This is a genomic window from Mesorhizobium sp. M1334, from assembly GCF_040317995.1.
Taxonomy (GTDB): Bacteria; Pseudomonadota; Alphaproteobacteria; order Rhizobiales; family Rhizobiaceae; genus Mesorhizobium.
The window spans coordinates 332,731-358,212 of record NZ_JAMYLM010000003.1 but is presented as its reverse complement, the minus strand read 5'-3'; the positions used below and the strand labels follow the sequence as shown (position 1 = coordinate 358,212).

22 protein-coding genes and 1 other RNA gene are annotated in these 25,482 nt (G+C 63.3%); 22 read left to right on the top strand and 1 reads right to left on the bottom strand.

From position 1 onward, the window contains the following. Positions 1-154: 154 nt before the first annotated feature. From NKH17_RS08800 to rnpB, 5 genes are all read left to right on the top strand, one after another. Positions 155-361: a hypothetical protein gene (locus tag NKH17_RS08800; RefSeq protein ID WP_254819002.1), complete on the top strand. Its 207-nt coding sequence runs from the start codon at positions 155-157 to the stop codon at positions 359-361. Positions 362-598: 237 nt separating this feature from the next. Continuing rightward, positions 599-1,318 carry a TerB family tellurite resistance protein gene (locus tag NKH17_RS08795; protein ID WP_352475382.1) on the top strand — a complete coding sequence of 240 codons (720 nt, stop codon included), beginning with the start codon at positions 599-601 and terminating at the stop codon, positions 1,316-1,318. Continuing rightward, entirely contained in the window at positions 1,315-2,082 is a 768-nt protein-coding gene (locus NKH17_RS08790; RefSeq protein ID WP_352475381.1) for an N-acetylmuramoyl-L-alanine amidase, read from the top strand. Before NKH17_RS08795 ends, NKH17_RS08790 begins: the two co-directional genes overlap by 4 nt. 185 nt (positions 2,083-2,267) lie before the next feature. Continuing rightward, positions 2,268-3,011 carry a lytic transglycosylase domain-containing protein gene (locus NKH17_RS08785; protein WP_352898624.1) on the top strand — a complete coding sequence of 248 codons (744 nt, stop codon included), beginning with the start codon at positions 2,268-2,270 and terminating at the stop codon, positions 3,009-3,011. Between the two features lie 59 nt (positions 3,012-3,070). Beyond that, an RNA gene (gene rnpB / locus NKH17_RS08780) (RNase P RNA component class A) lies at positions 3,071-3,469 on the top strand. Between the two features lie 232 nt (positions 3,470-3,701). Here rnpB and NKH17_RS08775 read toward each other — a convergent pair. Next, positions 3,702-4,817 carry a cystathionine gamma-lyase gene (locus NKH17_RS08775; protein WP_352898627.1) on the bottom strand — a complete coding sequence of 372 codons (1,116 nt, stop codon included), beginning with the start codon at positions 4,815-4,817 and terminating at the stop codon, positions 3,702-3,704. A gap of 404 nt (positions 4,818-5,221) precedes the next feature. On the opposite strand from NKH17_RS08775, the gene mraZ reads away from it, so the two are divergent. From mraZ to lpxC, 17 genes are all read left to right on the top strand, one after another. Continuing rightward, positions 5,222-5,680, top strand: a complete 459-nt coding sequence (mraZ, locus tag NKH17_RS08770; protein ID WP_254818997.1) for a division/cell wall cluster transcriptional repressor MraZ — start codon at positions 5,222-5,224, stop codon at positions 5,678-5,680. Then, positions 5,677-6,708 carry a 16S rRNA (cytosine(1402)-N(4))-methyltransferase RsmH gene (rsmH, locus tag NKH17_RS08765; RefSeq protein ID WP_352898630.1) on the top strand — a complete coding sequence of 344 codons (1,032 nt, stop codon included), beginning with the start codon at positions 5,677-5,679 and terminating at the stop codon, positions 6,706-6,708. The genes mraZ and rsmH overlap by 4 nt, the downstream gene beginning before the upstream one ends. Positions 6,709-6,712: 4 nt before the next feature. Further along, entirely contained in the window at positions 6,713-7,090 is a 378-nt protein-coding gene (ftsL, locus tag NKH17_RS08760; RefSeq protein ID WP_254818995.1) for a cell division protein FtsL, read from the top strand. Further along, on the top strand, positions 7,087-8,832 hold the full coding sequence (locus NKH17_RS08755) for a peptidoglycan D,D-transpeptidase FtsI family protein (protein WP_254818994.1): 1,746 nt from the start codon (positions 7,087-7,089) through the stop codon (positions 8,830-8,832). The genes ftsL and NKH17_RS08755 overlap by 4 nt, the downstream gene beginning before the upstream one ends. Before the next feature lie 54 nt (positions 8,833-8,886). Continuing rightward, positions 8,887-10,341 (top strand): UDP-N-acetylmuramoyl-L-alanyl-D-glutamate--2,6-diaminopimelate ligase, encoded by a 1,455-nt coding sequence (locus NKH17_RS08750; RefSeq protein WP_352898634.1) that lies wholly within the window; start codon positions 8,887-8,889, stop codon positions 10,339-10,341. Continuing rightward, positions 10,338-11,771 carry a UDP-N-acetylmuramoylalanyl-D-glutamyl-2,6-diaminopimelate--D-alanyl-D-alanine ligase gene (locus NKH17_RS08745; protein ID WP_352897362.1) on the top strand — a complete coding sequence of 478 codons (1,434 nt, stop codon included), beginning with the start codon at positions 10,338-10,340 and terminating at the stop codon, positions 11,769-11,771. The genes NKH17_RS08750 and NKH17_RS08745 overlap by 4 nt, the downstream gene beginning before the upstream one ends. A 24-nt stretch (positions 11,772-11,795) precedes the next feature. After that, a complete protein-coding gene (gene mraY, locus NKH17_RS08740) occupies positions 11,796-12,878 on the top strand; it encodes a phospho-N-acetylmuramoyl-pentapeptide-transferase (RefSeq protein WP_254818991.1) in 1,083 nt (360 codons plus the stop codon). 8 nt (positions 12,879-12,886) lie between these two features. Further along, positions 12,887-14,287, top strand: a complete 1,401-nt coding sequence (gene murD, locus NKH17_RS08735; protein ID WP_352799506.1) for a UDP-N-acetylmuramoyl-L-alanine--D-glutamate ligase — start codon at positions 12,887-12,889, stop codon at positions 14,285-14,287. Next, positions 14,287-15,438 carry a putative lipid II flippase FtsW gene (gene ftsW, locus NKH17_RS08730; protein WP_023676765.1) on the top strand — a complete coding sequence of 384 codons (1,152 nt, stop codon included), beginning with the start codon at positions 14,287-14,289 and terminating at the stop codon, positions 15,436-15,438. The genes murD and ftsW overlap by 1 nt, the downstream gene beginning before the upstream one ends. A gap of 1 nt (position 15,439) precedes the next feature. Next, positions 15,440-16,567, top strand: coding sequence for an undecaprenyldiphospho-muramoylpentapeptide beta-N-acetylglucosaminyltransferase (gene murG / locus NKH17_RS08725; RefSeq protein WP_352898639.1), 1,128 nt, complete (start codon positions 15,440-15,442; stop codon positions 16,565-16,567). Continuing rightward, positions 16,564-17,970: a UDP-N-acetylmuramate--L-alanine ligase gene (gene murC / locus NKH17_RS08720; protein WP_352505600.1), complete on the top strand. Its 1,407-nt coding sequence runs from the start codon at positions 16,564-16,566 to the stop codon at positions 17,968-17,970. The genes murG and murC overlap by 4 nt, the downstream gene beginning before the upstream one ends. Then, the gene (gene murB, locus NKH17_RS08715; protein ID WP_352505601.1) at positions 17,967-18,932 is read left to right on the top strand and encodes a UDP-N-acetylmuramate dehydrogenase; all 966 of its coding nucleotides are present in this window, start codon (positions 17,967-17,969) and stop codon (positions 18,930-18,932) included. Before murC ends, murB begins: the two co-directional genes overlap by 4 nt. A 312-nt stretch (positions 18,933-19,244) precedes the next feature. Then, the gene (locus NKH17_RS08710; protein WP_254818986.1) at positions 19,245-20,171 is read left to right on the top strand and encodes a D-alanine--D-alanine ligase; all 927 of its coding nucleotides are present in this window, start codon (positions 19,245-19,247) and stop codon (positions 20,169-20,171) included. Further along, positions 20,159-21,100 (top strand): cell division protein FtsQ/DivIB, encoded by a 942-nt coding sequence (locus NKH17_RS08705; RefSeq protein WP_352898643.1) that lies wholly within the window; start codon positions 20,159-20,161, stop codon positions 21,098-21,100. Before NKH17_RS08710 ends, NKH17_RS08705 begins: the two co-directional genes overlap by 13 nt. Continuing rightward, positions 21,097-22,404, top strand: a complete 1,308-nt coding sequence (gene ftsA, locus NKH17_RS08700) for a cell division protein FtsA (RefSeq protein WP_254818984.1) — start codon at positions 21,097-21,099, stop codon at positions 22,402-22,404. The genes NKH17_RS08705 and ftsA overlap by 4 nt, the downstream gene beginning before the upstream one ends. A 67-nt stretch (positions 22,405-22,471) precedes the next feature. Beyond that, complete coding sequence (gene ftsZ / locus NKH17_RS08695; RefSeq protein WP_254818983.1) at positions 22,472-24,142, top strand: cell division protein FtsZ; 1,671 nt, start codon at positions 22,472-22,474, stop codon at positions 24,140-24,142. Between the two features lie 279 nt (positions 24,143-24,421). Further along, positions 24,422-25,369 (top strand): UDP-3-O-acyl-N-acetylglucosamine deacetylase, encoded by a 948-nt coding sequence (gene lpxC, locus NKH17_RS08690; protein WP_352644706.1) that lies wholly within the window; start codon positions 24,422-24,424, stop codon positions 25,367-25,369. Positions 25,370-25,482 lie beyond the last annotated feature (113 nt).

Genomic DNA, 25,482 nt, shown 5'->3' with positions numbered 1-25,482 from the left:
TCATTTAGGCATCCTGTTAGTGCTCAACGCTTTGTACGGCCAAGCGCTTGATGTTACACGCGGAAACGCAACGTTACGAAACTCATCATGATCTGACGCATTGTGCCCTCGATCGTCGCCGGCAACGGTGGCGTGATTAGAGGAGAGATATATCATGAAGAAACTCATTCTTGCGTCGGTCTCGGCGCTTGCCTTGCTTGGCGTTGCGGCCTGCAGCGACAGCGGCACCGACACCACCACGACGCAGAGCACCAACCCGCCGGCATCCGACCAGACGATGAAGCCGGCTGCTCCTGACGCAAACAAGCCTGCCGAGCCGGCCCCGGCTCCGGCGCCTGCGCCGGCTGCCCCGGCGCAGTAGTTAAGTGACAACCAAGGAAAGGCTGGCCTCACAGGCCGGCCTTTCTGTTGCTTACGATACCAGCGCATCGTGGCCGAGTGCGACGACGCGGGTGTGCGTGCAGCGGTTTCCGTCTGCCGATTTCCATGGGCAAGCACTAGCGCTAGCCGTCTCAGGCATTCCGCCAAATCGATTGGGCCAGCCCTGCGGCACTGTCTTGGCTTGATAGCGATGGGTGGTTGGTCCTATGAAGCCCCCATGTCGATTTGGGACCGCCTCGGCGACTTCGTCACACGCGTTTCATCTTCAGCGTCGTCAGGCGTCGCCGAAGTGGTCGAAGCCGTGCGTACGGTTTTCTCCGGCGATGCCGATTTGCGCCGGCGTGTCGCCTTCTCGGTGGCGATGATCGCGCTTTCGGCCAAGATGGCCAAGGCAGACGGAATCGTCACGCAAGACGAGGTGCGCGCCTTCCAGGAAATATTCGAGGTGCCGAAGGAACAGAGGCGCAATGTGGCGCGGCTCTACGATTTGGCCAAACGCGACATTGCCGGTTTCGAAACCTATGCCGAGCGTATGGCGCAGCTTTGCGGTTCGGGCCATACCAACTGCCTGATGCTGGAGGACATACTCGACGGGCTGTTCCACATCGCCAAGGCCGACGGGCTGGTGCATGAGCGCGAGGGCGAATTCCTGCACCGGATCGCCGAGATCTTCCGCATCGATGAGGCGCATTACCAGAGCATCCTGGCGCGGCATGTCGATCTGGGTGCCGCTGACCCCTATGTCGTGCTCGGCATCGAGCGTGGGAAGCCGTTCGAGGAGGTCCGCAGGCGCTACCGCAAGCTGGTTTCCGACAATCATCCGGACCGGCTGATCGCACGCGGCCTGCCGCAGGAATTCATCAAGATCGCGACGAGCAGGCTGGCGGCGATCAACGCGGCCTATGAAATGATCGAGCGAGGCCTGCGGCACGCATGAGCGGCTTTCCGCCCGACGAGCCGAGCGCCGAGGTCAGGGTATCGCCGAATTTCGGACCACGGCGCGGGACGCCCGGACCCGATATGATGGTGCTGCACTACACCGGCATGGCAACCGGGGCCGGTGCCGAGGCATGGTTGTGCGATCCGGCCAGCGAGGTGTCGTCGCACTATCTGGTCCATGAGGACGGCCGCATTGTCCAGATGGTGAGGGAAAGCGACCGCGCCTGGCATGCCGGCAAGAGCTCGTGGTTCGGACAGAGCGACATCAACTCCTGCTCGATCGGCATCGAGATCGTCAATCCGGGGCATACGCTCGGCTATCGCAACTTTCCAAAACCGCAGATCGACGCGGTGATCGGCCTGTGTGCCGGCATCGTCAAGCGCCATTCCATTCCGGCGCAGCGGGTGCTCGCCCATTCCGACGTGGCACCGGGGCGCAAGGTCGATCCGGGCGAGAAGTTTCCATGGAAGGCCTTGTTTGCCGCCGGCATCGGCCATGTTGTGCCGGCAGCACCGATCCGGCGCGGCGCCGTGCTGAGGCCAGGCGATACCGGCGCCGATGTTGAGGCACTGCAGTCGATGCTGGCGCTTTATGGTTATGGCGTCGAGATCACCGGCGCTTTCGACCGGCAGACCGAAATCGTGGTCGAGGCATTTCAGCGGCATTTCCGGCAGCGCCTGGTCGACGGCGTGGCTGACGGATCGACGATCCGCACGCTGGAAAGGCTGCTTGCTTCCGTAAGGATAGCTTCTCTCAAATAATCTTTTGCCAGCTTAAAAGTTACAATCTGTTACTCAAAGTGACTTGCGTCGCCTTCTTTGGCGCCAATTCGGTCGTCAAAGGCGATCCGTACAGATTGTCGGACGTCTATCCCCCCAGATGTTCCGATGTTGATTGAGGGTATCTGCGCGAAGTTCTTTGTGCGGATCAAACAGAACAGGATCACATGCAGAAATTGACCGTTTTAACGGCAGCCATTGCTGCCGGCGTAATGACTTTTGCCTTCAGTGCGGCAAACAGCGCACCGCTGAGCCAGCGGGCCGATCAGGGCTTCAGTGCCGCAGCCGGCAAAACCGCCATGCCGAAGGGTGGTGCAAAAGTAGAGAAGACTGCCACCGCAAAAGTGGAAAAAGCGGCCGCGGTAAGGACGAAAAAGCCAGTCTCCGCGAAAAGGCCAACCGCTGCGACAAAGACAATCGCCAAACAGCATGTGAAGCGTAACCGCAAACGCATCGACCGCATGGCAACGGCGTCAGTCGCTCCGAAGAGCAGGCCAGCGCCCCAGGTGGCGGTTGTCGACGGCGGCGGACAGTATTCGGCGATCATTGCGCGTTATGCCGCCAGCTATGGCGTGCCGGTGTCGCTCGCCAATGCCGTCATCAAGATCGAAAGCAACTACCAGCCGAACCAGGTCGGCAGCGCCGGCGAGATCGGCCTGATGCAGATCAAGCCGGCGACGGCAAGAATGATGGGCTATAGCGGTCCGGTTCAGGGTCTCTACGATCCCGATACCAACATCAAATACGGCATGAAGTACCTAGCCATGGCGCGGGATCTCGGCGGCGGCACGACCTGCGGCACGATCCTGAAATACAATGCCGGCCACGCCGCCACACGGATGAACCCGGTGTCCGCAGCCTATTGCGGCAAGGTCAAGGTGCAACTGGCAGCGCTTGGAGCGCCCGCCTGACAAGGGATAACTTGCTTTTTCGTTTGCGTTTTCGGGCCCGAACCCCTTTATACGCCTTGCCAGCTGGCCGGGCGGCCGCACCCGCGAAGCCGAAAGGCTGCGGGTGAGGAAAGTCCGGGCTCCATGGAGACACGGTGCCGGTTAATGGCCGGCGGGGGCGACCCCAGGGAAAGTGCCACAGAAAGCAAACCGCCACGATCCAATCGTGGCAAGGGTGAAAGGGTGGGGTAAGAGCCCACCGCGCGACTGGCAACAGGAGCGGCACGGTAAACCCCACCGGGAGCAAGACCGAATAGGGACGGTGCGAGGGGAAACCCTCGGGGGCTGTTTCCGGCTCACCGTCCGGGTAGGTTGCGTGAGGCGCATGGCAACATGCGCCCAAGATGAATGGCCGCCGCGTTCTCGCCCCGCAAGGGGCGAGGGCCATACAGAACCCGGCTTACAGGCCAGCTGGCAGTTTTCTACCCATGTCGCGCAAGACAGCGAGGCTGCGGCCGATCGGTTGCTCGATCAAATCGAAGCCCGCTGGCAGCAAGTGGCCACTTATCCCTTCTCAGCTGCGCGCGCGAAGACATCGCGCCCGGCATCCGTCACCTGATCGTCGGCGAATACCTCACCCTGTATCGTGTCGTCGAAGAGGCGACCGAAATCGTTCGCGTCCTCCACGGCCGGCGCAAGATCGACGCCGGCTCAGCCACCGATTGCGTCCAGCGACGCCTCGATCGCCTGCCAAAGCTCTTCCACCGGCTCGCAGCCGACCGACAGGCGAACGAAGCCGGGCGGTACGGCATCTCCTCTTTTTGATCGCCGTTCGGCCGACGTGTGCACGCCGCCGAACGATGTCGCTGCCTGCATCAACGCGCAGTTGTTGATGAAATCCTCGGCCTTGTCCTCCGAGGCGAGCACGAACGAGATGAGAAAGCCGAAGCGCTCCATCTGGGCGCGGGCAAGATTGTGCGATGGGTCGCTCTCCAGTCCCGGAAAGCGCAAGCCGCTGATCGCGCGATGGTTTTTCAGCCGTCGCGCTATCATTTCGGCGGAAGTGCACATGCGGTCGAAGCGCACGTCCAGCGTTTCGAGACCGCGATGCACCAGCCATGCCTCGAACGGCCCGGGGATGGCGCCCGACGTCTCGCGCCAGTCGGTCACCCTCGAGATAATGTCCGCGTCGCGGCTGGCGACATGGCCGAACAGCACATCGGAATGGCCGTTTGGCGCCTTGGTGTCGGCAGCAATTACGATATCGGCGCCGAGATCGAGCGGGCGCTGGCCGAAAGGTGTCATCGTCGTGTTGTCGACCACAAGCACCGCACCCGCTCTATGCACGGCTTCGGCGACGGCTGCGATGTCACATATGTCCAGTCCTGGGTTGGCGGGTGTTTCGACGAAGGCAAGCCGATAGCCGTCGAAGCCGCCGTCGAGGAAGCTCGACGTCGGCCGGACATCGTAGGCAACGCCGAAGGATTTCAGAAAACGGTCTGCCAGCGCTCGCGTCGTATGATAACCGTCGGACGGCAGCAGGATACGGTCGCCGGCTTTGAGCAGGCCGAAAAATATCGCCGAGATGGCAGCCATTCCCGAGGGAAAGGCAACGCATGGGGCGTCTTCCAAATGCGCCAGCATGTGCTCGACCGCATCCCAGGTCGGATTGCTGAAGCGGCCATATTGATCGAAGCCTGTGGCGTCGCCGGGCGCATGAAAGATGGCGGCCATGGTCAGGGGCAAGGGGATCGGGTCGCCCTTGGCCAGCCCGCCGCGGCGCAGATGAGGAAGTGCTGCGGCGCGTGACTTGGCTGTTTCGGACATGATTTCAACCTCGTTACTGACCGGAAAAGGAGATGCCGAGGCTATGCGCGGCAGCGATCCGCAGCAAGTCGGCTCCGGTGGGCCACACGGCTCTAAACGCTTCGTTAGGCTTAATAGACGATAAAGACGGGAGTGCCGTCAAAGCTGCTGTCCCCAGTTGTGGCAGGCGCGTTTTGAAGACTGTTCCCGTTGACGCCCATAATACCCCATGATATCCCATTCCGATACTCAAGCCTTCGTTCCGTGTCAGGGTGAAGCGTACGCCAATCGGGCAGCCGCGGCGGCTGCGCGTTTGCCTGCGTTCGCCCGTCCTAACGAAGTGGGTTTTGGACGCCGACCGGGCTGGGGCGGCGCGGACAGGAAGATGCAGAGGGGTGCGGCGGCGCAAGCGGCCGTAACGCGCAATGGACCGGTTTCTGTCGAACGCGGTGAACAGGATCGATGCGAAGGGACGGGTGTCCGTGCCGGCGCATTTCCGTGCCGTTGTGCAGAAACGCGGCTATTCGGAACTTTATGCGCTACGCTGCCTGGATCGCCCGGCGATGGATGTCGGTGGGCTCGACCTGCTCGATCGCTACGAGCAGCGCATCGCCCAGGAAGACCCGTTCCTGCAGACGGCGGACGACATGTCGTTCTTCTGCCACGGCGATGGAACGTTTCTGAAGCTCGACCAGGACGGCCGTATCACGATGAGCGATTTCATTCGCGAGCATACCGGCATTTCAGCGGAAGTGGCCTTCGTTGGCCGCGGCAATTTCTTTCAGATCTGGGAGCCCGGACGGCTCAGCGCCTATGGGACGGAAGCACGCGCCCGGCTTTTGCAGCTTCGGCAGGGGACGAAGCCCGGGGAGCGGCCGGAATGATGGCGGGCGACGGCGATGAAGTTCATGCCGCTGGCGGACCAGCCCGCCACATTCCGGTCCTCCTTGCCGAAGTTCTGGAGGCGCTGGCCCCGACAAAAGGCGAGGTGATCGTCGACGGCACGTTCGGTGCCGGCGGCTACACCAAGGCCATCCTGGCAAGCGGAGCCTCGGTCGTCGCCATCGACCGCGATCCGGATGCGATTGCGGCGGGGCGGGCCCTTGAACAGCAGTCCGGCGGCAAGCTCAGGCTTGTCCAGGCACCGTTCTCGACGCTCGACGAGCAGGTTGAAAGTGCCGATGGCGTCGTGCTCGACATCGGCATCTCCTCCATGCAGATCGACCAGCCGGAGCGCGGCTTTTCGTTCCGGGCCGATGGACCGCTCGACATGCGCATGGCGCAGGCGGGCCTGAGCGCCGCCGACGTCGTCAACACCTTCAAGGTGGGCGATCTCGCCCGCATCTTCGGTTTTCTTGGCGAGGAACGCCATGCCGGGCGCATCGTCCGCATGATCGAGAGCCGTCGCGAAAAACGCCCCTTCGAGCGCACGCTCGACCTTGCCGATGCCATCGAGACGCATATCGGTCGCGCGCCAAAAGACAAGATCCATCCGGCCACCCGCGTTTTCCAGGCGCTGCGCATCTTCGTCAATGACGAGCTCGGCGAACTGGCCAAGGCACTGTTTGCCGCCGAGCGCGCGCTGAAACCGGGCGGGCGGCTTGCCGTGGTGACCTTCCATTCCCTGGAGGACCGCATTGTCAAGCGCTTCATCGCCGACAGAGCCGATTCAGCGACCGGATCGCGGCATCTGCCCGAGGCCCAGGCGCGCACCGCCACCTTCACCAAGAAGGGCGGCGGCGTGACGCCTGGCGATGCCGAGATATCGGCAAATCCGCGGGCGCGTTCGGCAAGGCTGCGCGCTGCGATCCGTACAGAGGCGCCGGCGCGTGCCGGCGATTTTTCGATTTTCGGCCTGCCAAAACTGCCTGGCCCAAAGCTTCCCGGCGCCGATCGACCGGGAGAGAGGTGAGCACGTGTTTCGTACCAGCGACATAGTCCTGATCGCCGTCATGGTTTCGGCGGCTGCCCTGACCTACAAGACCAAGCGCGAGGCCGAGGAGCAACTGGCGGCAGTGCACAAGATCCAGGCGCAGATCCGTTATGAAGAGGACACGATCGACCTGCTCAAGGCGGACTGGAGCCTGCTTACCCAGCCGTCCCGCCTGCAAAAGCTCACCGAAATCTACAAATCGCAACTCGGACTCGAGCCGGTCAATGCGCGGCAGATCGTCGGGCTGGACGATCTGCCGGCGAAGCCCGTCAACATCGAGGACCTTTCATCGCAGCGGCTGGGCGGCATGGCCGATGTCGGCGGCAAGGATCCCGTGGTGACCGGAGGCATCATCCAATGATCCGCGGATTTCCAATCGCCGCCAGATTTCCAAAGGTTGGGAGGCTACTGAAGCGCGGTTCGAAGCCCGGTGCGGGCGGATCGATCGTCGTCGAAGGCGCCCGCAAGGCGACCGGTGGCAAGGGCAGGACCCGCATCGTCATGACGATGGCGGTGTTCTTCGGTATCTATTCTACCATTGCCGGGCGGCTGGTCTATCTGGGTTTCCAGAATCCCGACCTGTCGGGCGGCCCCCAGAGCCGAGTGACGGCATCGCGACCCGACATCGTCGACCGTAACGGTGAAGTGCTGGCGACCGACATCAAGACGGCGTCACTGTTTGCTGAGCCGCGCCGCATCGTCGATGCCGACGAGGCGATCGAAAAACTGTCGACGGTGCTTCCCGAGATCGACTACGAGCAGACATACAACAAGCTGAAGAGCGGCGCCGGCTTCGTCTGGCTGCAGCGGCAACTGACGCCGAAGCAGCAGGCCGACATCATGCAGCTCGGCATCCCCGGCTTCGGCTTCCGCACCGAAAAGCGCCGGTTCTATCCGGCCGGCGAAACCTCGTCCTACATTGTCGGCCTCACCAACATCGACAATCAGGGCATCTCCGGCATGGAGAAATACATAGACGAACAAGGCTTGAGCGACCTTCAGGCGTCGGGCCTGGCGGTGGCCAAGGATTTGAAACCGGTGCAGCTCTCGATCGACCTGCGCGTCCAGCATATCGTGCGCGACGAGGTCGCCACCGGCATGGAAAAGTACCACGCGATCGCGGCGGGCGCCGTCGTGCTCAATGTCAAGACCGGCGAGGTGCTGGCGATGGCCTCCGTTCCGGATTTCGATCCGAACAACCCCTATAATGCGCAGGACAAGGACCGGCTCAACCGAATGTCCGCAGGCCTCTACGAAATGGGGTCGACCTTCAAGAGCTTCACCACCGCCATGGCGCTCGATTCCGGCAAGATAACGCTGCAAAGCCGCTTCGACGCGTCGCGCCCGATCAGGATCGGCCATCAAACCATCCATGATTTCCATGCCAAGGGCCGGATACTGTCAGTTCCGGAAGTGTTCATCTACTCGTCCAATATCGGTTCTGCCAAGGAAGCCGAAGCGGTTGGCATCGACGGACACCGCGAATTCCTGCATCGCCTGGGAATCCTCGAGAAGATGCAGACTGAACTGCCGGAAGTCGCTCGGCCGACCGAGCCCAAGGTCTGGAAGCAGGTCAATTCGATCACCATCGCCTTCGGCCACGGCGTGTCGACGACTCCGCTACAGACAGCGGTCGGCTGCGCCGCGCTGATGAATGGCGGCTATCTGATGGACCCAACCTTCCTGCCTCGCACGCAGGAGCAGGCGATGGCGGTGGCCAAGAAAGTGGTCAGCGACAAGACGGTCGAGGGCATGCGCTATCTCTATGCGCTCAATGCCGAAAAGGGATCCGGTCGCAATGCACGGGTGCCAGGATACCGGGTGGGCGGCAAGACGGGAACGGCGGAGAAGGTCGTCAACGGCCGCTACTCGAAGGAAAAGAATTTCAACGCCTTCGTTGCAGCTTTCCCGATGGACGATCCGCAATACATAGTGCTTACGATCGCCGACGAACCGAAGCCGGAAAAGCCCGGCATGGGTGCTACGGCCGCCTCGAACGCGGGCATCATGGCTGCAAACATCATCCGACGTGCGGCTTCCATGCTTGGCGTGAAGCCAGATTTCAGCCATGAAAATGGTGCAACGCTGGTTTCCTATCAGTGATTCTTCGGGCGCGCCGGCAACTGCGCGCTATTTTGTTGCGATGAACGGGGTTCGATGAAGCTGAAAAATCTAGCCGGTATCCTGCCTGTCGATGGGACAGCTCCCTTCGACATGGAGGTTACAGGGATTTCGTCGGATTCCCGCCAGGTAACAGAGGGCGTCGTCTTTTTCGCGCTCACCGGCTCCAAGGCGGATGGCGCAGCCTATGCAGCCGACGCCGCAAGCCGCGGCGCCGCAGCGATCGTGGTCGGCAAGGGCAGTGCGGTCGCCGGGCTGCCAGTGCCGGTTCTTGTCGTAGACGATCCGCGCCTTGCGCTGGCGCAGAGTGCGGCCCGTTATTTCGGCAAGCAACCGCAAACCATGGTCGCGGTGACCGGAACCAGCGGCAAGACCTCGGTCGCCGCATTCACCCGGCAGATATGGGAGCAGGCGGGTTTCGCCGCCGCCTCGATCGGCACGACCGGCGTGGTGGCGCCGGGCCGCAACGAATATGGCTCGCTGACCACACCGGATCCGGTGGCACTGCACAGGCTGCTCAAGGAGCTGGCGCAGGCCGGCGTCACCCACGCCGCGATGGAAGCGTCCAGCCATGGCCTCGACCAGCGCCGGCTCGACGGCGTCAAGCTTGCGGCCGGCGGCTTCACCAATCTCGGCCGCGACCATATGGACTATCATCCGACGGTCGAGGACTATCATCGCGCCAAATTGCGTCTGTTCGACGCGCTGCTGCCGAAGGGCGCGCCGGCCGTTATCTTTGCCGACGACCCGTGGTCGGAGCCGACGATCAAGGCGGCGCATGCAGCGGGACTGAACGTGCTGACGGTCGGACGCCACGGCGATTTCCTGCGGCTGAAGCGGGTCGAGCACGAGCGCCACCGCCAGCGCGCCGAGGTCGAAGCGGACGGCGTTCTCCATGAAGTCGACTTGCCGCTGGCTGGCGACTTCCAGATAGCAAATGCGCTGGTGTCGGCCGGCCTCGCCATTTCGACTGGAACATCTGTTGCCAAAGCGTTGATGGCGCTGGAGAAATTGAAGGGCGCGCCGGGACGGCTCGACCTTGTCGGGACGGCCGCCAACGGCGCGCCCGTCTATGTCGACTATGCTCATAAGCCGGATGCGCTGGAAAACGTGCTGGCTTCGGTGCGCCCCTTTACCACCGGCCGCGTCATCCTCGTATTCGGTTGCGGTGGCGACCGCGACCGGGGCAAGCGGCCGATCATGGGCGAGATCGCCACAAGGCTGGCCGATGTCGTCATCGTCACCGACGACAATCCCCGCTCGGAAGTCCCCGAGACGATCCGCGCCGCGATCCTGGCGGCTGCACCGGGGGCGATCGAGATCGGCGACCGGCGCAAGGCCATCCACCAGGCAGTCGGGATGCTTCACGCCGGCGATACGCTGATCGTGGCCGGCAAGGGCCATGAGGAAGGCCAGACCATCGGTGCCGAGACGCTGCATTTTTCCGATCACGAGGAAGTTCGCTCGGCGCTGCGGGAGCAAGCGGCGTGAGCTATCTGTGGACCTCCGAGGCGCTGGTTGCCGCCATGGATGGCCGGCCACTCGGCTCGATGCCTGAAGGCATCGCCGGCATTTCCATCGACAGCCGCAGCCTGCAGCCGGGAGACGCCTTCTTCGCCATCAAGGGCGAGGCCATGGACGGCCATGATTTCGTCACCGCCGCCATCAAGGCGGGCGCCGGCGTGCTGGTCGTCGCCGAGGGCAAGCTGCCGTCGCTGGGGCGGCTGACGGCACCGATGATCGTCGTGGAGGATGTGCTCGTCGCGCTGGAAAAGCTCGGCGTTATGGCGCGCGCACGCTCAAAGGCGAGGGTGATTGCCGTGACCGGATCGGCGGGCAAGACCACCACCAAGGAAGCCCTGCGCCACGCTCTCTCCGCGGTCGGTACCGTGCATGCATCGGCCCAGTCGTTTAACAATCACTGGGGTGTGCCGCTGACGCTGGCGCGCATGCCGCAGGATTGCGATTTTGCCGTCTTCGAGATCGGCATGAACCATCCGGACGAGATCCGGCCTCTGGTCAAGATGGTCCGGCCGCATGTCGCCATCATTACGCTGATCGCGGCCGCTCACCTCGGCTTCTTCCGCAACCTGGACGAGATCGCCAAGGCCAAGGCAGAGGTTTTCGAGGGACTGGAACCCGGCGGTGCCGCCCTTCTCAACCGCGACGATGCGCGCTGGAAGCTGCTGGAGAAGATGGCGAAAGAGGCCGGCGTCGAGCATGTTTACGGATTCGGCGAGAATGCCCGGGCGACCTTCAAACTGATCAAATGCGAACTCGATGCCGATCATTCCGTGATAACCGCCAAGATTGGCGGGCATGAGATCGTCGCCAGGATCGGCGCGCCGGGCCGCCATATGGTGCAGAATGTGCTGGCGGTGCTGGGTGCAGCGCATCTTGTCGGAGCCGACGTCACCAGGGTTGCGCAGGCGCTGGCCGATCTTTCGCCCGAACGCGGACGCGGCAAACGCTATATGTTGCGCCACCCCAAAGGGCCGATCACGCTGATCGACGAGAGCTACAACGCTAATCCGGCGTCGATGAGCGCTGCAATGGCGCTGCTTAACACGACGCCGGTGTCGGGCGAGGGCAGGCGCATTGCCGTGCTCGGCGATATGCTCGAGCTCGGCAGCCATTCGGCGAAATTGCATGCCGCCCTTGCCGACCTGATCGTCGGCACCGACACGCGCACAGTTTTTCTCGGCGGCCCGGAAATGCGGGCGCTGGCCGACGTTTTGCCCGGCGAGATCAGGACGGAGTACCGCGCCGGCGCGGAAGATCTGAAACCGGTGCTTCTGTCGGAGTTGAGGCCGGGCGACGTGGTTATGATCAAATCGTCGAAAGGCATAGGCTTCTCAAAGCTGGTCGAGGCATTGCTCGGCAAATTTCCGGCGGAAGCCACAACCAGCAGACAGACCTAGGATCGGTCCGGGGGACGCAAGCGCATGTTAACACTGCTCGTCGAATTTGCGGACAAGATCTCGGTCTTCAACGTCTTCCGCTACATAACTTTCCGCACCGGCGGGGCGCTGATCACAGCGGCGCTGATCGTGTTCATCTTCGGACCGACCATCATCAATTCGCTGAGGCTGCGGCAAGGCAAGGGACAGCCGATCCGCGCCGATGGGCCACAGACGCATTTCAAAAAGGCGGGAACGCCGACCATGGGCGGGCTGATGATCCTGTCCGGCATCATCGGTTCGTCACTGCTTTGGGCGAACCTGTCGAGCATCTACGTCTGGGTGGTGATGCTGGTGACGCTGGGGTTCGGCTCGATCGGCTTTTACGACGACTACCTCAAGGTGACGAAGCAATCGCATCTCGGCTTTTCCGGCAAAGCGCGGCTGGGGCTCGAATTTGCCATCGCAGGCATCGCCGCCTGGGTGATCATGCATAACGGCCAGGCGCCGTTCTCGTCATCGTTGACATTCCCTTTCGCCAAGGAGTTTCTCGTCAATCTCGGCTGGTTCTTCATCCCGTTCTCGTGCTTCGTCATCGTCGGCGCCGGCAATGCGGTGAACCTGACCGACGGCCTCGACGGACTGGCGATTGTGCCGATCATGATCGCGGCGGCGTCCTTCGGCGTCATCGCCTATCTCTCCGGCAACGCGGTATTCGCCGAATATCTTCAGATCCATTTCGTGCCCGGTACCGGCGAACTGGCGGTGGTCCTTGGAGCGGTGATCGGCGCCGGACTCGGCTTCCTGTGGTTCAATGCGCCGCCGGCGGCCATCTTCATGGGCGATACCGGCTCGCTGGCGCTGGGCGGGCTGATCGGCACGGTCGCGGTGGCGACCAAGCACGAGATCGTGCTGGTCATCGTCGGAGGCCTGTTCGTTGTCGAGATATTCTCGGTCATCATCCAGGTCGGCTATTTCAAGATGACCGGCAAGCGCGTCTTCCTGATGGCGCCGATCCACCATCATTTCGAAAAGCTCGGCTGGACCGAAAGCCAGGTGGTGATCCGCTTCTGGATCATCGCCGTCATCCTGGCGCTGGTCGGCCTGTCGACCCTGAAGCTCAGATAGGAGGCCGCTTGATCCCCGCCGCATCTTTCTCAGGCAAGCGCGTTTCGCTCTTCGGGCTCGGCGGCTCGGGGATCGCCACGGCGCGCGCGCTGATCGAAGGCGGCGCAGATGTGCTGGCCTGGGACGACAATCCCGACAGCGTCGCCAAGGCTGGCGCGGTCGGTATTGCAACCGCAGACCTGCGCGGCGCGGACTGGGCGAGGTTTTCCGCCTTCGTGCTGTCGCCCGGCGTGCCGCTGACGCACCCGAAGCCGCACTGGACTGTCGAGCTCGCGCGGGGCTCCGGCGTCGAGATCATAGGCGATATCGAGCTTTTCTGCCGCGAGCGGACGGCGCGGGCGCCGGAAGCACCTTTCATTGCGATCACCGGTACCAACGGCAAGTCGACGACCACGGCATTGACGGCGCACATACTCAAGTCGGCCGGGCGCGACACGCAGATGGGCGGCAATATCGGCCGTGCGGTGATGACGCTCGATCCGCCGCAGCCCGAGCGGCACCATGTGGTTGAGTGCTCTTCCTACCAGATCGACCTTGCCCCCTCGATCAATCCGACGGCCGGCGTCCTGCTCAATCTGACGCCGGACCATCTCGACCGCCATGGCACGATGCAACACTACGCCTCGATCAAGGAGCGGCTGGTGGCCGGCAGCGAGACGGCAATCATCGGCGTCGACGATTCCTGGTGCGCCCAGATCGCCGACCGGCTGGAGCGGGCCGGCCGGCAGGTCATTCGGATTTCCAAGCGCCTGCCACTGACCGACGGTTATTTTGCCGACGGGACGAATTTAATGGAAGCCGTGCACGGACGCTACAGCCGGGTCGCCTTCCTCGAAGGCATCGGCTCGTTGCGCGGCCAGCACAATGCGCAGAATGCGCTGGCCGCCGCCGCCGCCTGCCTCAAGGTCGGGCTCGAGCTCGGCGAAATCCAATCCGGACTGGAGAGTTTCCCGGGGCTGGCGCACCGCATGGAGCAGGTCGGCCGCAAAGGGCATGTGCTGTTCGTCAACGATTCCAAGGCGACCAATGCCGATGCCGCTGCACCGGCGCTGTCGAGCTTTGCGCGTATCCATTGGATTGCCGGCGGCCTGCCGAAGGAGGGTGGCATCGAGCCCTTGCGCGGCTTCTTCCCGCGCATCGCCAAGGCCTATCTGATCGGCGAAGCTGCACCGGCCTTTTCGGCGACGCTGGGCGAGGCGGTGCCTTACGAGATCTCAGGCACGTTGGCCGCGGCAGTCGAACACGCCGCCCGTGATGCAGCCAGGGATGGTAGCGGCGAAGCGGTGGTGCTGCTGTCGCCGGCCTGCGCCAGTTTCGACCAGTTCAAGAATTTCGAAGTGCGCGGCGAGGCGTTCAGGCAAGCCGTAACCGCCATTGATGGCGTGATGCCCATCGGAGGGACACGATAATGCAAAGCCGTCTCGACAAAAGCCCGGTTGCGACCTGGTGGTGGACGATCGATCGCTGGTTCCTGGCGGCGTTCCTGTCGCTGATGGGGCTCGGCATCGTTTTGTCCTTCGCCGCAAGCCCGGCGGTGGCCGAGCGCATCGGGCTAGACAGTTTCCACTTCGCGACGCGCCAGATCATCTTCACCATTCCGGCACTTGGGGTGATGCTGGCTGTCTCGTTCCTTGAATCCAGGCAGATCCGGCGCATGGCGCTGGTCATGCTGTGCATCATGCTGTTTCTGATGGTGGCAGTGCTCTATATCGGCGTCGAGGTGAAGGGCGCGCGGCGCTGGGTGTCGCTTGCCGGCCTGTCGATCCAGCCGTCCGAGTTCCTGAAACCGGCCTTCGTCATCATCTGCGCCTGGCTGTTCGCCGAGCACAAGCGGCAGCCCGATATTCCCGGCAATCTGTTCGCCATGTTGCTGCTTGCACTGGTTATCTCGCTGCTGGTGGCGCAGCCTGACCTGGGGCAGACCATGCTGGTGCTCGGCACCTGGGGGGTGATGTTCTTCATGGCCGGGTTGCCGTGGCTGTGGATCGTCGCGCTGGGTGCTGCCGGCGTCGGCGGCGTGTTCGCCGCCTATGCGGTGTTTCCGCACGTTGCCGGCCGCATCGACCGCTTCATGACCGGCGAGGGCGACACGTTCCAGGTCGACATGGGCCGCGAGGCGCTGATCAATGGCGGCTGGTTCGGTGTCGGGCCGGGCGAGGGTACCGTCAAGCGGGTCATCCCCGACAGCCACGCCGACTTCGTCTTCTCCGTCGCCGGCGAGGAATTCGGGCTGATCATGTGTTTCTTCATCATGTCCATCTTCGGCTTCATCGTGCTGCGCGGTCTCAACACGGCGCTCAAGGAGCAGGACGATTTCACCCGCTACGCGGTTGGCGGTCTGGTCACGGTCTTCGGACTGCAGTCGGTCATCAACATGGCCGTCAATCTGCAGCTGATGCCGGCCAAGGGCATGACACTGCCGTTCATCTCCTACGGCGGCTCTTCGCAGATCGCGATCGCCATCTCGATGGGCATGGTGCTGGCGCTGACGCGCAAGCGCCCGGAAAAGCGCAAGCAGCTGGGCTTCATGCCGTCGCCGCGTGCGATGCCGGCGGAGTGAGATGGCAAAGGGGGTCATCCTGCTGGCGGCAGGCGGCACGGGCGGACATCTGTTCCCGGCCGAGGCGTTGGCGCACGAACTGACCAGGCGCGGCTGGACGGTGCATCTGGCGACGGACGAGCGCGCCGAGCGCTTTACCGGGCAGTTCCCGGCAGCCGCTATCCATCCGATCCAGTCGGCGACGATGGGGTCGAAAAATCCTTTTGCCGTGCTCGCCGCGTTTTGGAAAATCTGGCGCGGGGTGCGGCAGGCATCGGCCGTCATCGCCAGCATCAAGCCCGCCATCGTGGTCGGCTTCGGCGGTTATCCGACACTGCCGCCGCTTTACGCGGCGACCCGGCGCAAGGTGCCGACGCTGATCCACGAGCAGAATGCGGTGATGGGCCGCGCCAACCGCGCGCTTGTCGGCCGCGTCGACGCCATTGCCGGTGGGTTCCTGCCTGAAGACAGCAGTGCCGCAGGCGCCAAGACGGTGACCACCGGCAATCCGGTCAGACCGCAAGTACTGGAGGCGGCCAAGACACCTTATGCCGCATCGGCCGGCGAAGAGCCGTTCCGATTGCTGGTGTTTGGCGGAAGCCAAGGCGCGCAGTTCTTTTCCGACGCGGTGCCGGCGGCAATCGCCCGGCTTTCCGACGCACAGCGCAGGCGGCTGGCGATCACACAGCAGGCGCGCGCCGACGATGTGGCGCGGGTGAAAGCCGCCTATGCCGCACTTGGCATTGAGGCCGAGGTGTCGCCGTTCTTCACCGACATGGCAAAGCGGCTGGCGGCGGCGCATCTGGTGATGTCGCGCTCCGGCGCATCGACCGTATCGGAAATCGCGGTGATCGGCCGGCCGGCGCTGCTGGTGCCCTATCCGCACGCGCTCGACCACGACCAGGCGGCGAATGCGGCGGCCCTTGCGGCAGCGGGCGGCGCCGAGGTGCATCCGCAATCCACGCTTTCGCCCGAGCACATTGCTGCGTTGATCGGGGCCCTGATGGATGATCCGGGCAGGGCGGCGACAATGGCCGCGGCGGCGAAATCGTCCGGAAAACCGGATGCCGCGCGGTTGCTCGCCGATCTGACAGAGGCTATTGCGTCCAGGAAATCCGTTTCGGAATTCAGGAAGGAGACGCACGAATGAAGATGCCACAGACGATCGGCCTCGTGCATTTCATCGGCATTGGCGGCATCGGCATGAGCGGCATCGCCGAGGTGCTGCACAATCTCGGCTACAAGGTGCAAGGGTCCGACCAGGCCGACAGCGCCAATGTGCAGCGGCTGCGCGACAAGGGGATCGAATGCTTCGTCGGCCACCAGGCCGAAAACCTCGGCGAGGCCGAGGTGGTCGTCGTCTCCACCGCAATCAAGAAATCCAATCCGGAACTGAAGGCGGCGAGAGAAAAGTTGCTGCCGATCGTGCGGCGCGCCGAAATGCTAGCCGAGTTGATGCGGTTCCGCCAAGCGGTCGCGATCGGCGGCACGCATGGCAAGACGACGACGACTTCGATGGTGGCGACGCTACTCGAAGCCGGCGGGCTCGACCCGACGGTGATCAATGGCGGCATCATCAATGCCTATGGCACCAATGCCCGCATGGGCGACGGCGAATGGATGGTGGTCGAGGCCGACGAGAGCGACGGCACCTTCCTCAGGCTGCCGGCCGAGATTGCCGTCGTCACCAATATCGACCCCGAGCATCTCGATCATTACGGCTCCTTCGACAAAGTGCGCGAGGCGTTTCGTCAGTTCGTCGAGAATGTGCCGTTCTACGGCTTCGGCGTGATGTGCACCGACCATCCCGAGGTGCAGGCGCTGGTCGCCCGCATCGAGGACCGGCGCGTCATCACCTATGGCGAAAATGCGCAGGCCGACGTGCGCTTCACCAATCACCGCATGGACGGCCCGACCTCGGAATTCGACGTGGTGATCCGCGATCGCAAGACGCACGGCCAGATAACGATATCAGGTCTGCGGCTACCCATGCCCGGACGTCACAATGTCTCCAATGCGACGGCGGCGATTGCCGTCGCGCATGAGCTCGGCCTTCCGGCTGAGGCAATCAAGAAGGGCCTGTCGTCCTTCGCCGGCGTCAAGCGGCGCTTCACCCATACCGGTTCGTGGAACGGTGTCGATGTGTTCGACGATTACGGTCATCATCCGGTCGAGATCACGGCGGTACTGAAGGCTGCGCGCAGCGCCACCAAGGGCCGCATCATCGCCGTTACCCAACCGCACCGCTTCACCCGGCTGCGCGATCTGTTCGACGAGTTTTCCGTCTGCTTCAACGACGCCGATACGGTAATGGTGGCGCCCGTCTATGCGGCCGGCGAGGAACCGATCGACGGCGTTACGTCCGACGCACTGGTGTCGCGCATCCGCTCCGGCGGCCATCGCGACGCACGCTACATCGAAGGTCCGGCGGCGATCGGGCCGATCGTTCGCGAGGTGGCGAAGCCGGGCGATTTCGTCGTTTTCCTCGGCGCCGGCAACATCACTCAATGGGCCTATGCGCTGCCCAAGGAACTCGGCGGGACCATCTCATGATGCGCGGCCAGGCGTTGATCGAGAAGCTTGGCGACCGGCTTGCCGGACTGCGCGGCCGCATCACGCCCAATGCCGAGATGGACAAGATCACCTGGTTTCGAGCCGGCGGGCTCGCGGACGCATTGTTCCAGCCGGCCGACGAGGACGATCTTGCCGCGTTCCTGAAGGCGGTGCCCGAGGAAATACCACTGACCATCGTCGGCGTCGGCTCGAACCTGCTTGTCCGTGACGGCGGCATTGCGGGCTTCGTCATCCGGCTTTCGGCCAAAGGCTTTGGCGAGACCGAAGTAATTGCGCCGACCATGATCAAGGCGGGCGCCGCAACGCCCGACAAGCGTCTTGCGGCCGTTGCCTACGAGGCCGGCATTGGTGGCTTTCACTTCTACCACGGCATTCCCGGCGCCATTGGCGGAGCGCTGAGGATGAACGCCGGCGCCAATGGCGTCGAGACACGCGAGCGTGTGGTCGAGGTGCGGGCACTCGACCGCAAGGGCAATGTTCATACGCTGAGCAATGCCGACATGGGCTATGCCTATCGCCATTCAGCGGCGCCGTCGGGGCTGATCTTCACATCGGCGCTGCTCGAAGGCGTTCCCGAGGACAAGGCGGCGATCAAGGCCGCGATGGATGCTGTCCAGAACCATCGCGAGACCGTGCAGCCGATCCGCGAAAAAACCGGGGGCTCGACCTTCAAGAATCCCGAGGGCACCTCGGCCTGGAAGGAAATCGACAAGGCCGGCTGCCGCGGCCTGATGGTCGGCGGGGCGCAGATGTCGCCGATGCATTGCAACTTCATGATCAACACCGGAACCGCCACCGGCTACGAGCTTGAATATCTCGGTGAGACGGTGCGTGCGCGCGTGCTCGAAAAATCGGGCATCCGGCTGCAGTGGGAGATCAAGCGCATCGGTAATTTTCGGCCGGGCCATGCGGTCCAGGAATTTCTCGGGCAGTTGCTTTAGGCAAGTCGACCGCCGTTGCTTTTCGGACTCATGAATTCACATTTTGCTGCCGTTTTTGCGGAAAGTGAATCCATCGGAATCGTAAGCACTTGCCAGCGAATCAACTCTCTGATTCTCTGCCCTGAAGCGTTTCCTGATTTGAGTCGTTTCGACGCGTTGCTCGCGTTTCCGTCTGGGGGGCAACCTGCCGGGAGACTCGGACTCAATGTTGCGGAAACACGGAGCGAAGTTGCTCGGCGCGTATGAGTGTGCGCGATGCTTTTCGGGTCATGCACGATAGTGCAGGCCTGCTGCGAGAGGAAATGACGGGGAATGACAAGCAAGCACGTGGCCGTCCTTCTGGGAGGATTCTCGTCCGAGCGGCCCGTGTCCCTGTCGTCGGGCAAAGCCTGCGCCGATGCGCTCGAGGGAGAGGGCTACCAGGTCACCCGCGTCGACGTCTCGCGCGACATCGGCTCGGTGCTCAGCGCGCTCAAGCCTGACGTCGTCTTCAACGCACTGCACGGCCCTTTCGGCGAGGACGGCACCATCCAGGGCATCCTCGAGTACCTCGCCATTCCGTACACGCATTCGGGCGTGCTTGCCTCGGCGCTCGCGATGAACAAGGAACAGGCCAAGAAGGTCGCCAAGGCGGCCGGCATTCCGGTGGCGGAATCGAAGGTGGCCAATCGCTTCGCCATCCAGAACAAGCACCCGATGAAGCCGCCCTATGTGGTCAAGCCGGTCAACGAAGGGTCGAGCTTCGGTGTCGTCATCGTGCATGAAGGCCAGTCGCATCCGCCGCAGATCATCGGCTCGTCCGAGTGGAGATACGGCGATACGGTCATGGTCGAGCGTTATGTGCACGGGCGGGAATTGACCTGCGCGGTGATGGGCGATGTGGCGCTCGGTGTCTGCGAGATCATCCCGACCGGCCATTCCTTCTACGACTATGATTCAAAATACGTCGCGGGAGGATCAAAACACGAATGCCCGGCAAAACTTTCACCGAATATTTACCAAAAAATACAGACACTGGCACTCAAGGCTCATCAAGCTATCGGCTGTCGGGGCGTTTCCCGATCGGACTTCCGTTATGACGATCGTCACTCCGAAAACGGCGAAATTGTCTGGCTCGAGGTCAACACCCAGCCGGGCATGACGCCGACGTCTTTGGTGCCGGAAATCGCCGCGCAAGCGGGACACTCGTTCGGCGATTTGTTGAGTTGGATGGTGGAGGACGCTTCGTGTCTGCGTTGAAGTGGGGACAGGGCAGGGAGAAGGGCGCGGCCGGGCCGGCGCTGTTCGGCATGCCGTTGTCGTTCGACCATTTCGTGCTGCCGCGCCTGCTCCGCCGGCCGGTGCGCGTGCTGGCGCGCCTCGGCGAAGGCGACTTCGAAGCGCCGCCCTATTGCGCTGCCATGCTGTCGGCGGCACTGCTTGTTTCGAGCAGTGCCTATGGCGCCTATCTCGGCGGGCATGCCGACGCCATCGTCCAGAGTGTCACCGCCCGCACCGGCTTTGCCGTCGACCAGGTCAAGGTTGTGGGCAACCGCGAAACATCCGAGATCGATATTCTCGACAGGCTGGACCTCGACGGCTGGACCTCGCTGATCGGCTTCGACGCCGAAACCGCGCGCGAACGCATCACCACGCTACCCTGGGTCGAAGCCGCGGCAGTGCGCAAGGTCTACCCGCATACGCTGGAAGTGCGCGTCGAGGAGCGCGAGCCGTTCGCGCTGTGGCAGCAAGGCAGCGCGCTTTCGGTCATCGAGAAATCCGGCGCCGTCATTGCGCCGTTCTCCGGCGGCAAGCAGATATTGCTGCCGCTGATCATCGGCACCGGCGCACCGGCCAAAGCGCCGGATTTCCTGGCGAAGATCAAGAACTATCCGGAGCTTGCCGCGCGGATCAAGGGCTATATCCGCATCGGCGAACGGCGCTGGGATCTCAAGCTTGAAAACGGCATCACGATCAAACTTCCCGAAGACGGCGAGGACCAGGCGATTGCCGACCTGGTCAGGATGGACCACGAGAACGGGCTTTTGACGCGCGACATCGCTGCCGTCGACATGCGCCTTTCCGATCGTCTGGTCGTCCAGCTGACGCCGGAGGCGGCGACACAGCGCCAGGCCGCGCTCAACGAAAAGCCCAAGATGCTGAAGCGCAAGCCGGAGACGAAAATATGAGCTGGCTTGGCGGCAATAGCGATGCTTCGGCGCGCCGGTCCGGCATCTTGACGGTGCTGGATGTCGGCTCCAGCAAGGTCTGCTGCGTGGTGGCCAAGCTCAAGCCGCGCGAGGATGGCAAGCTGCTGCGCGGACGCTCGCATCGCGTCCAGGTGATCGGAATCGGCCACCAGAAATCGCAAGGCGTGAAATCGGGCGTCGTCATCGATCTCGACCGCGCCGAGCACGCCATCCGTCTTGCCGTCGACGCCGCGGAACGCATGGCGGGACTGACGGTCGATTCGCTGATCGTCAACATGACTGCCGGCCGGTTGAAGAGCGAGGCTTTTTCGGCCACCATCAATCTCGGCGGCCATGAGGCCGACGAGGCCGACATCAAGCGCGTGCTTGCCGCCGGCGCCAAGCAGGCTCTGCGGGCCGAGCGCGAGGTGATCCATTCGCTTCCCGTAGCCTTTTCTCTGGATGCCGAGCGCGGTGTGCGCGATCCGCGCGGCATGGTTGGCGACCAGCTTGGCGTCGACATGCACGTGCTGACAGGCGACGCGGCGCCCTTGCGCAATCTTGAGCTCTGCATCAACCGCTCGCATCTGTCGGTCGAGCGCATGGTGGCGACGCCTTATGCCAGCGGGCTTGCCGCGCTGGTCGACGACGAGCTCGAAATGGGCGCGGCCTGCATCGACATGGGCGGCGGCACGACGACGATCTCGGTATTTTCGGAAGGCAAGTTCGTCCACGGCGACGCCATCGCGATCGGCGGCAACCACGTCACGCTGGATATGGCCAAGGGCCTGTCGACCTCGCTCGATGCCGCCGAAAGGCTGAAAGTGATGCATGGCTCGGCGCTGCCTGGCAGTGCCGACGACCGCGACCTGGTTTCCATCCATCCGATCGGCGAGGACGGCGAGGTGCCGTTGCAGATCCCGCGCTCGGTGATGACGCGCATCATCCGCGCCCGCATCGACGAGACGCTGGAATTGCTGCGCGACCGCCTGAACAAGTCCGGCTACGGCAATGCCGTCGGCAAGCGTGTGGTGCTGACCGGCGGCGCCAGCCAGCTTGCCGGCCTGCCCGAAGCAGCACGCCGCATTCTCGGCCGCAATGTGCGCATTGGCCGCCCGCTTGGCGTGGCAGGCCTGCCCGAGGCGGCCAAGGGGCCGGCTTTTTCGACGCCCGTCGGGCTTCTGATCTACCCGCAGATGGCGAGCTTCGAGAGCCGCCCGGCGAAGGGAATTTCCGGTCTTCGGATGACCGGAACAGGCGGAAAACTGCATCGAATGAGTCAGTGGTTGAGAGACAGTTTTTAATTTGACGGGGACAGCCCCATAGGCGGCCGCGGCGGCGAAGCGGCGGGAAAGGCAAAGGACGAAGACAATGACCATCAATCTGCAGAAGCCGGACATCACCGAACTCAAGCCGCGCATCACCGTGTTCGGTGTCGGCGGCGGCGGCGGCAATGCCGTCAACAACATGATCACCGCCGGCTTGCGCGGCGTCGAATTCGTGGTGGCCAACACCGACGCACAGGCACTGACGATGTCGAAGGCCGAGCGGCTGATCCAGCTCGGCGCGCATGTCACCGAGGGTCTCGGCGCCGGATCGCAGCCTGAAGTCGGGCGCGCGGCGGCGGAAGAGTGCATCGACGAGATCATCGATCATCTCTCCAACACGCATATGTGCTTCGTCACTGCCGGCATGGGCGGCGGCACCGGCACCGGGGCGGCTCCCGTCGTTGCCCGCGCTGCCCGCGAAAAGGGTATCCTTACCGTCGGCGTCGTCACCAAGCCGTTCCACTTCGAAGGCCAGCGCCGCATGAAGACGGCCGACATGGGTATCGAGGAACTACAGAAATGCGTCGACACCCTGATCGTCATTCCCAACCAGAACCTGTTCCGGCTGGCCAATGACAAGACCACCTTCGCCGATGCCTTCGCCATGGCCGACCAGGTGCTCTATTCGGGCGTTGCCTGCATTACCGACCTGATGGTCAAGGAAGGCCTGATCAATCTCGACTTCGCCGACGTCCGCTCGGTCATGCGCGAAATGGGCAAGGCGATGATGGGAACCGGCGAGGCTTCGGGCGAGGGCCGCGCAATGGCCGCGGCTGAAGCCGCCATCGCCAACCCGCTGCTCGACGAGACCTCGATGAAGGGCGCCAAGGGCCTGCTGATCTCGATCACCGGCGGCCGCGACCTGACCCTGTTCGAAGTCGATGAGGCCGCAACCCGCATTCGCGAAGAGGTCGATCAGGACGCCAACATCATTCTGGGCGCCACCTTCGACGAGGAACTCGAAGGCGTTATCCGCGTGTCGGTGGTCGCCACCGGCATCGACAAATCGGCGGCCGAAATCGCTGCCGCGCCGATCGCCATCCGCGCGGCTCCGCCGAAGCCGGTCAGCCGCCCGGCGGCCCAGGTCACGGAAATGCGCCCGGCGCCTGTCCAGCAACCGATCTATGAACCACGTGCTGCCGATCCGGTCGCCGAGGCCATTCAGCTCGCCGAGGCGAATGCGGCAGCGATGGCGCAGGCCCGCCCGGCACCGGTCGCCCATGCGGAAGACTTCCGTCCGCAGAGCAAGATCTTCCAGGCGCCTCCCGCTCAGCCGCAGCCAATGATGCAGCCGGCGGTTCAGCAAGCGATGCAGCCCGCTCCGCATCGTGAAATGCCGCAGCCGGTTGCCGCGGCACCCCAGCGCATGCCGCGGGTCGAGGATTTCCCGCCGCAGGTGAAGGCCGAAGTGGAAGCCAAGGCCCGCCCGGCCGACCACGAGAACAGCGGCCCGATGGGCTTGCTCAAGCGCCTGACCAACGGCTTGACCCGCCGCGAAGAGGAACCTGCAAGACTGCAGCCGGCGCAGCCTCGCGAACCGAAACTGCGCCAGGCGCCGGCGGAAGTGCGCCGCCTAGCCAGCCAGGATCCGCAGCTTTACGCACCGCGTCGCGGCCAGCTGGATGAGCAGGGCCGCCTGACGCCGCAGAGCCGGGCTGTCCAGGAAGACGATCAGTTGGAGATTCCCGCCTTCCTGCGCCGACAGGCCAATTGATCTGTTAACGGTTCGTAACAGTTGTTAACAGGCGAGCAGGAAACTGTTCGCCTGTTAATATTAAAAACACTTTTAAAACAAAGACTTATGCGGCAATCCCGCGCTGGGCCGCGGTTACAACGAGTAAGAAACCGTGATTTGGAGTCTCCCTGCGGGACCATTATCTTCGCCACCGACCAAAGTCGGTTTGCTGGGAGTCTCGGGGAAGTGGCCCTGCCTGCCGATCAATTAAGAGCCGCGCCCTCAGGGCAGATGAAGCGGACCTAGGCAGTACGGGCTATGGGGATTGTTTTGCACGACTATCAGACGACACTTAAATCGCGTGCGACGCTGACCGGCATCGGCGTTCACAGTGGCAATCCGGTCACTGTCCATTTCCTGCCGGCAGACGCCGATACGGGTGTCGTCTTCCAGCTTTCGAATGCAAACGGAAGCCACGAATTTCGCGCGCTCGTTTCCGAGGTCGGTGCCACCGACCTCTGCACCATGCTCGGCGATCCGCAAGGCGAGCACATCGCCACGGTCGAGCATCTGATGGCGACGCTTTTCGGGCTTGGGATCGACAATCTCGTCATCGAAATCGATGGCCATGAGGTGCCTATCCTCGACGGTAGCGCAGTGATGTTCGTCGAGGCCATTGACCAGGCAGGCATCGAAACGCTGCCGGTCAAGCGTCGCTACATCAGGGTGGTCAAGCCGGTTCGTATCGAGAACGGCGCCTGCTGGGCGGAGTTCCGGCCCTATGACGGCACGCGCTTCGAGATCGAGATCGATTTCGAAAGCCCGGCGATCGGGCGCCAGCTTTTTGCATCCGACATGAACGCCGACATTTTCCGGCGTGACGTCGCGCGGGCCCGCACTTTCGGTTTCATGAAGGACGTCGAGCGGCTGTGGGCGGCCGGCTATGCGCTCGGCTCCTCGTTGGAAAACTCCCTGGTGATCGGCGACGACAACCGCGTGATCAACATGGGAGGCCTGCGCTATCCCAACGAGTTCGCGCGCCACAAGACGATGGATGCGATGGGCGATCTGGCGCTCGCCGGCGCCCGGTTCATCGGCTGCTTCCGCTCCTATCGTGGTGGCCACAGGCTGAACGCCGCTGCGCTGCGCCGTCTCTTGTCGGACCGTTCGGCTTTCGAGATCGTCGAGACGACGCGCCGCGAGCGTGGGCGTACTGCGGAGATGAGCGCCGTCAACGCACCCCTCTATGCGCCCTGGATGATCTGATTCTTAAGGTCTTACGGCCCACGTTGCGGTCAGGCTGTGTTGCATGGATGCATCACTGGCCGGCCAAATTACACAGCTTTCCAGGTGGCGCCAAACCGCCACAAAAATGTGCG

Bases quoted from the DNA above. Each gene is read 5' to 3' on its own strand.
- NKH17_RS08800 (WP_254819002.1), top strand. From the start codon at position 155: ATGAAGAAACTCATTCTTGCGTCGGTCTCGGCGCTTGCCTTGCTTGGC.
- NKH17_RS08795 (WP_352475382.1), top strand. From the start codon at position 599: ATGTCGATTTGGGACCGCCTCGGCGACTTCGTCACACGCGTTTCATCT.
- NKH17_RS08790 (WP_352475381.1), top strand. From the start codon at position 1,315: ATGAGCGGCTTTCCGCCCGACGAGCCGAGCGCCGAGGTCAGGGTATCG.
- NKH17_RS08785 (WP_352898624.1), top strand. From the start codon at position 2,268: ATGCAGAAATTGACCGTTTTAACGGCAGCCATTGCTGCCGGCGTAATG.
- NKH17_RS08775 (WP_352898627.1), bottom strand. From the start codon at position 4,817: ATGTCCGAAACAGCCAAGTCACGCGCCGCAGCACTTCCTCATCTGCGC.
- mraZ (WP_254818997.1), top strand. From the start codon at position 5,222: ATGGACCGGTTTCTGTCGAACGCGGTGAACAGGATCGATGCGAAGGGA.
- rsmH (WP_352898630.1), top strand. From the start codon at position 5,677: ATGATGGCGGGCGACGGCGATGAAGTTCATGCCGCTGGCGGACCAGCC.
- NKH17_RS08755 (WP_254818994.1), top strand. From the start codon at position 7,087: ATGATCCGCGGATTTCCAATCGCCGCCAGATTTCCAAAGGTTGGGAGG.
- NKH17_RS08750 (WP_352898634.1), top strand. From the start codon at position 8,887: ATGAAGCTGAAAAATCTAGCCGGTATCCTGCCTGTCGATGGGACAGCT.
- mraY (WP_254818991.1), top strand. From the start codon at position 11,796: ATGTTAACACTGCTCGTCGAATTTGCGGACAAGATCTCGGTCTTCAAC.
- ftsW (WP_023676765.1), top strand. From the start codon at position 14,287: ATGCAAAGCCGTCTCGACAAAAGCCCGGTTGCGACCTGGTGGTGGACG.
- murG (WP_352898639.1), top strand. From the start codon at position 15,440: ATGGCAAAGGGGGTCATCCTGCTGGCGGCAGGCGGCACGGGCGGACAT.
- murC (WP_352505600.1), top strand. From the start codon at position 16,564: ATGAAGATGCCACAGACGATCGGCCTCGTGCATTTCATCGGCATTGGC.
- murB (WP_352505601.1), top strand. From the start codon at position 17,967: ATGATGCGCGGCCAGGCGTTGATCGAGAAGCTTGGCGACCGGCTTGCC.
- NKH17_RS08710 (WP_254818986.1), top strand. From the start codon at position 19,245: ATGACAAGCAAGCACGTGGCCGTCCTTCTGGGAGGATTCTCGTCCGAG.
- ftsA (WP_254818984.1), top strand. From the start codon at position 21,097: ATGAGCTGGCTTGGCGGCAATAGCGATGCTTCGGCGCGCCGGTCCGGC.
- ftsZ (WP_254818983.1), top strand. From the start codon at position 22,472: ATGACCATCAATCTGCAGAAGCCGGACATCACCGAACTCAAGCCGCGC.
- lpxC (WP_352644706.1), top strand. From the start codon at position 24,422: ATGGGGATTGTTTTGCACGACTATCAGACGACACTTAAATCGCGTGCG.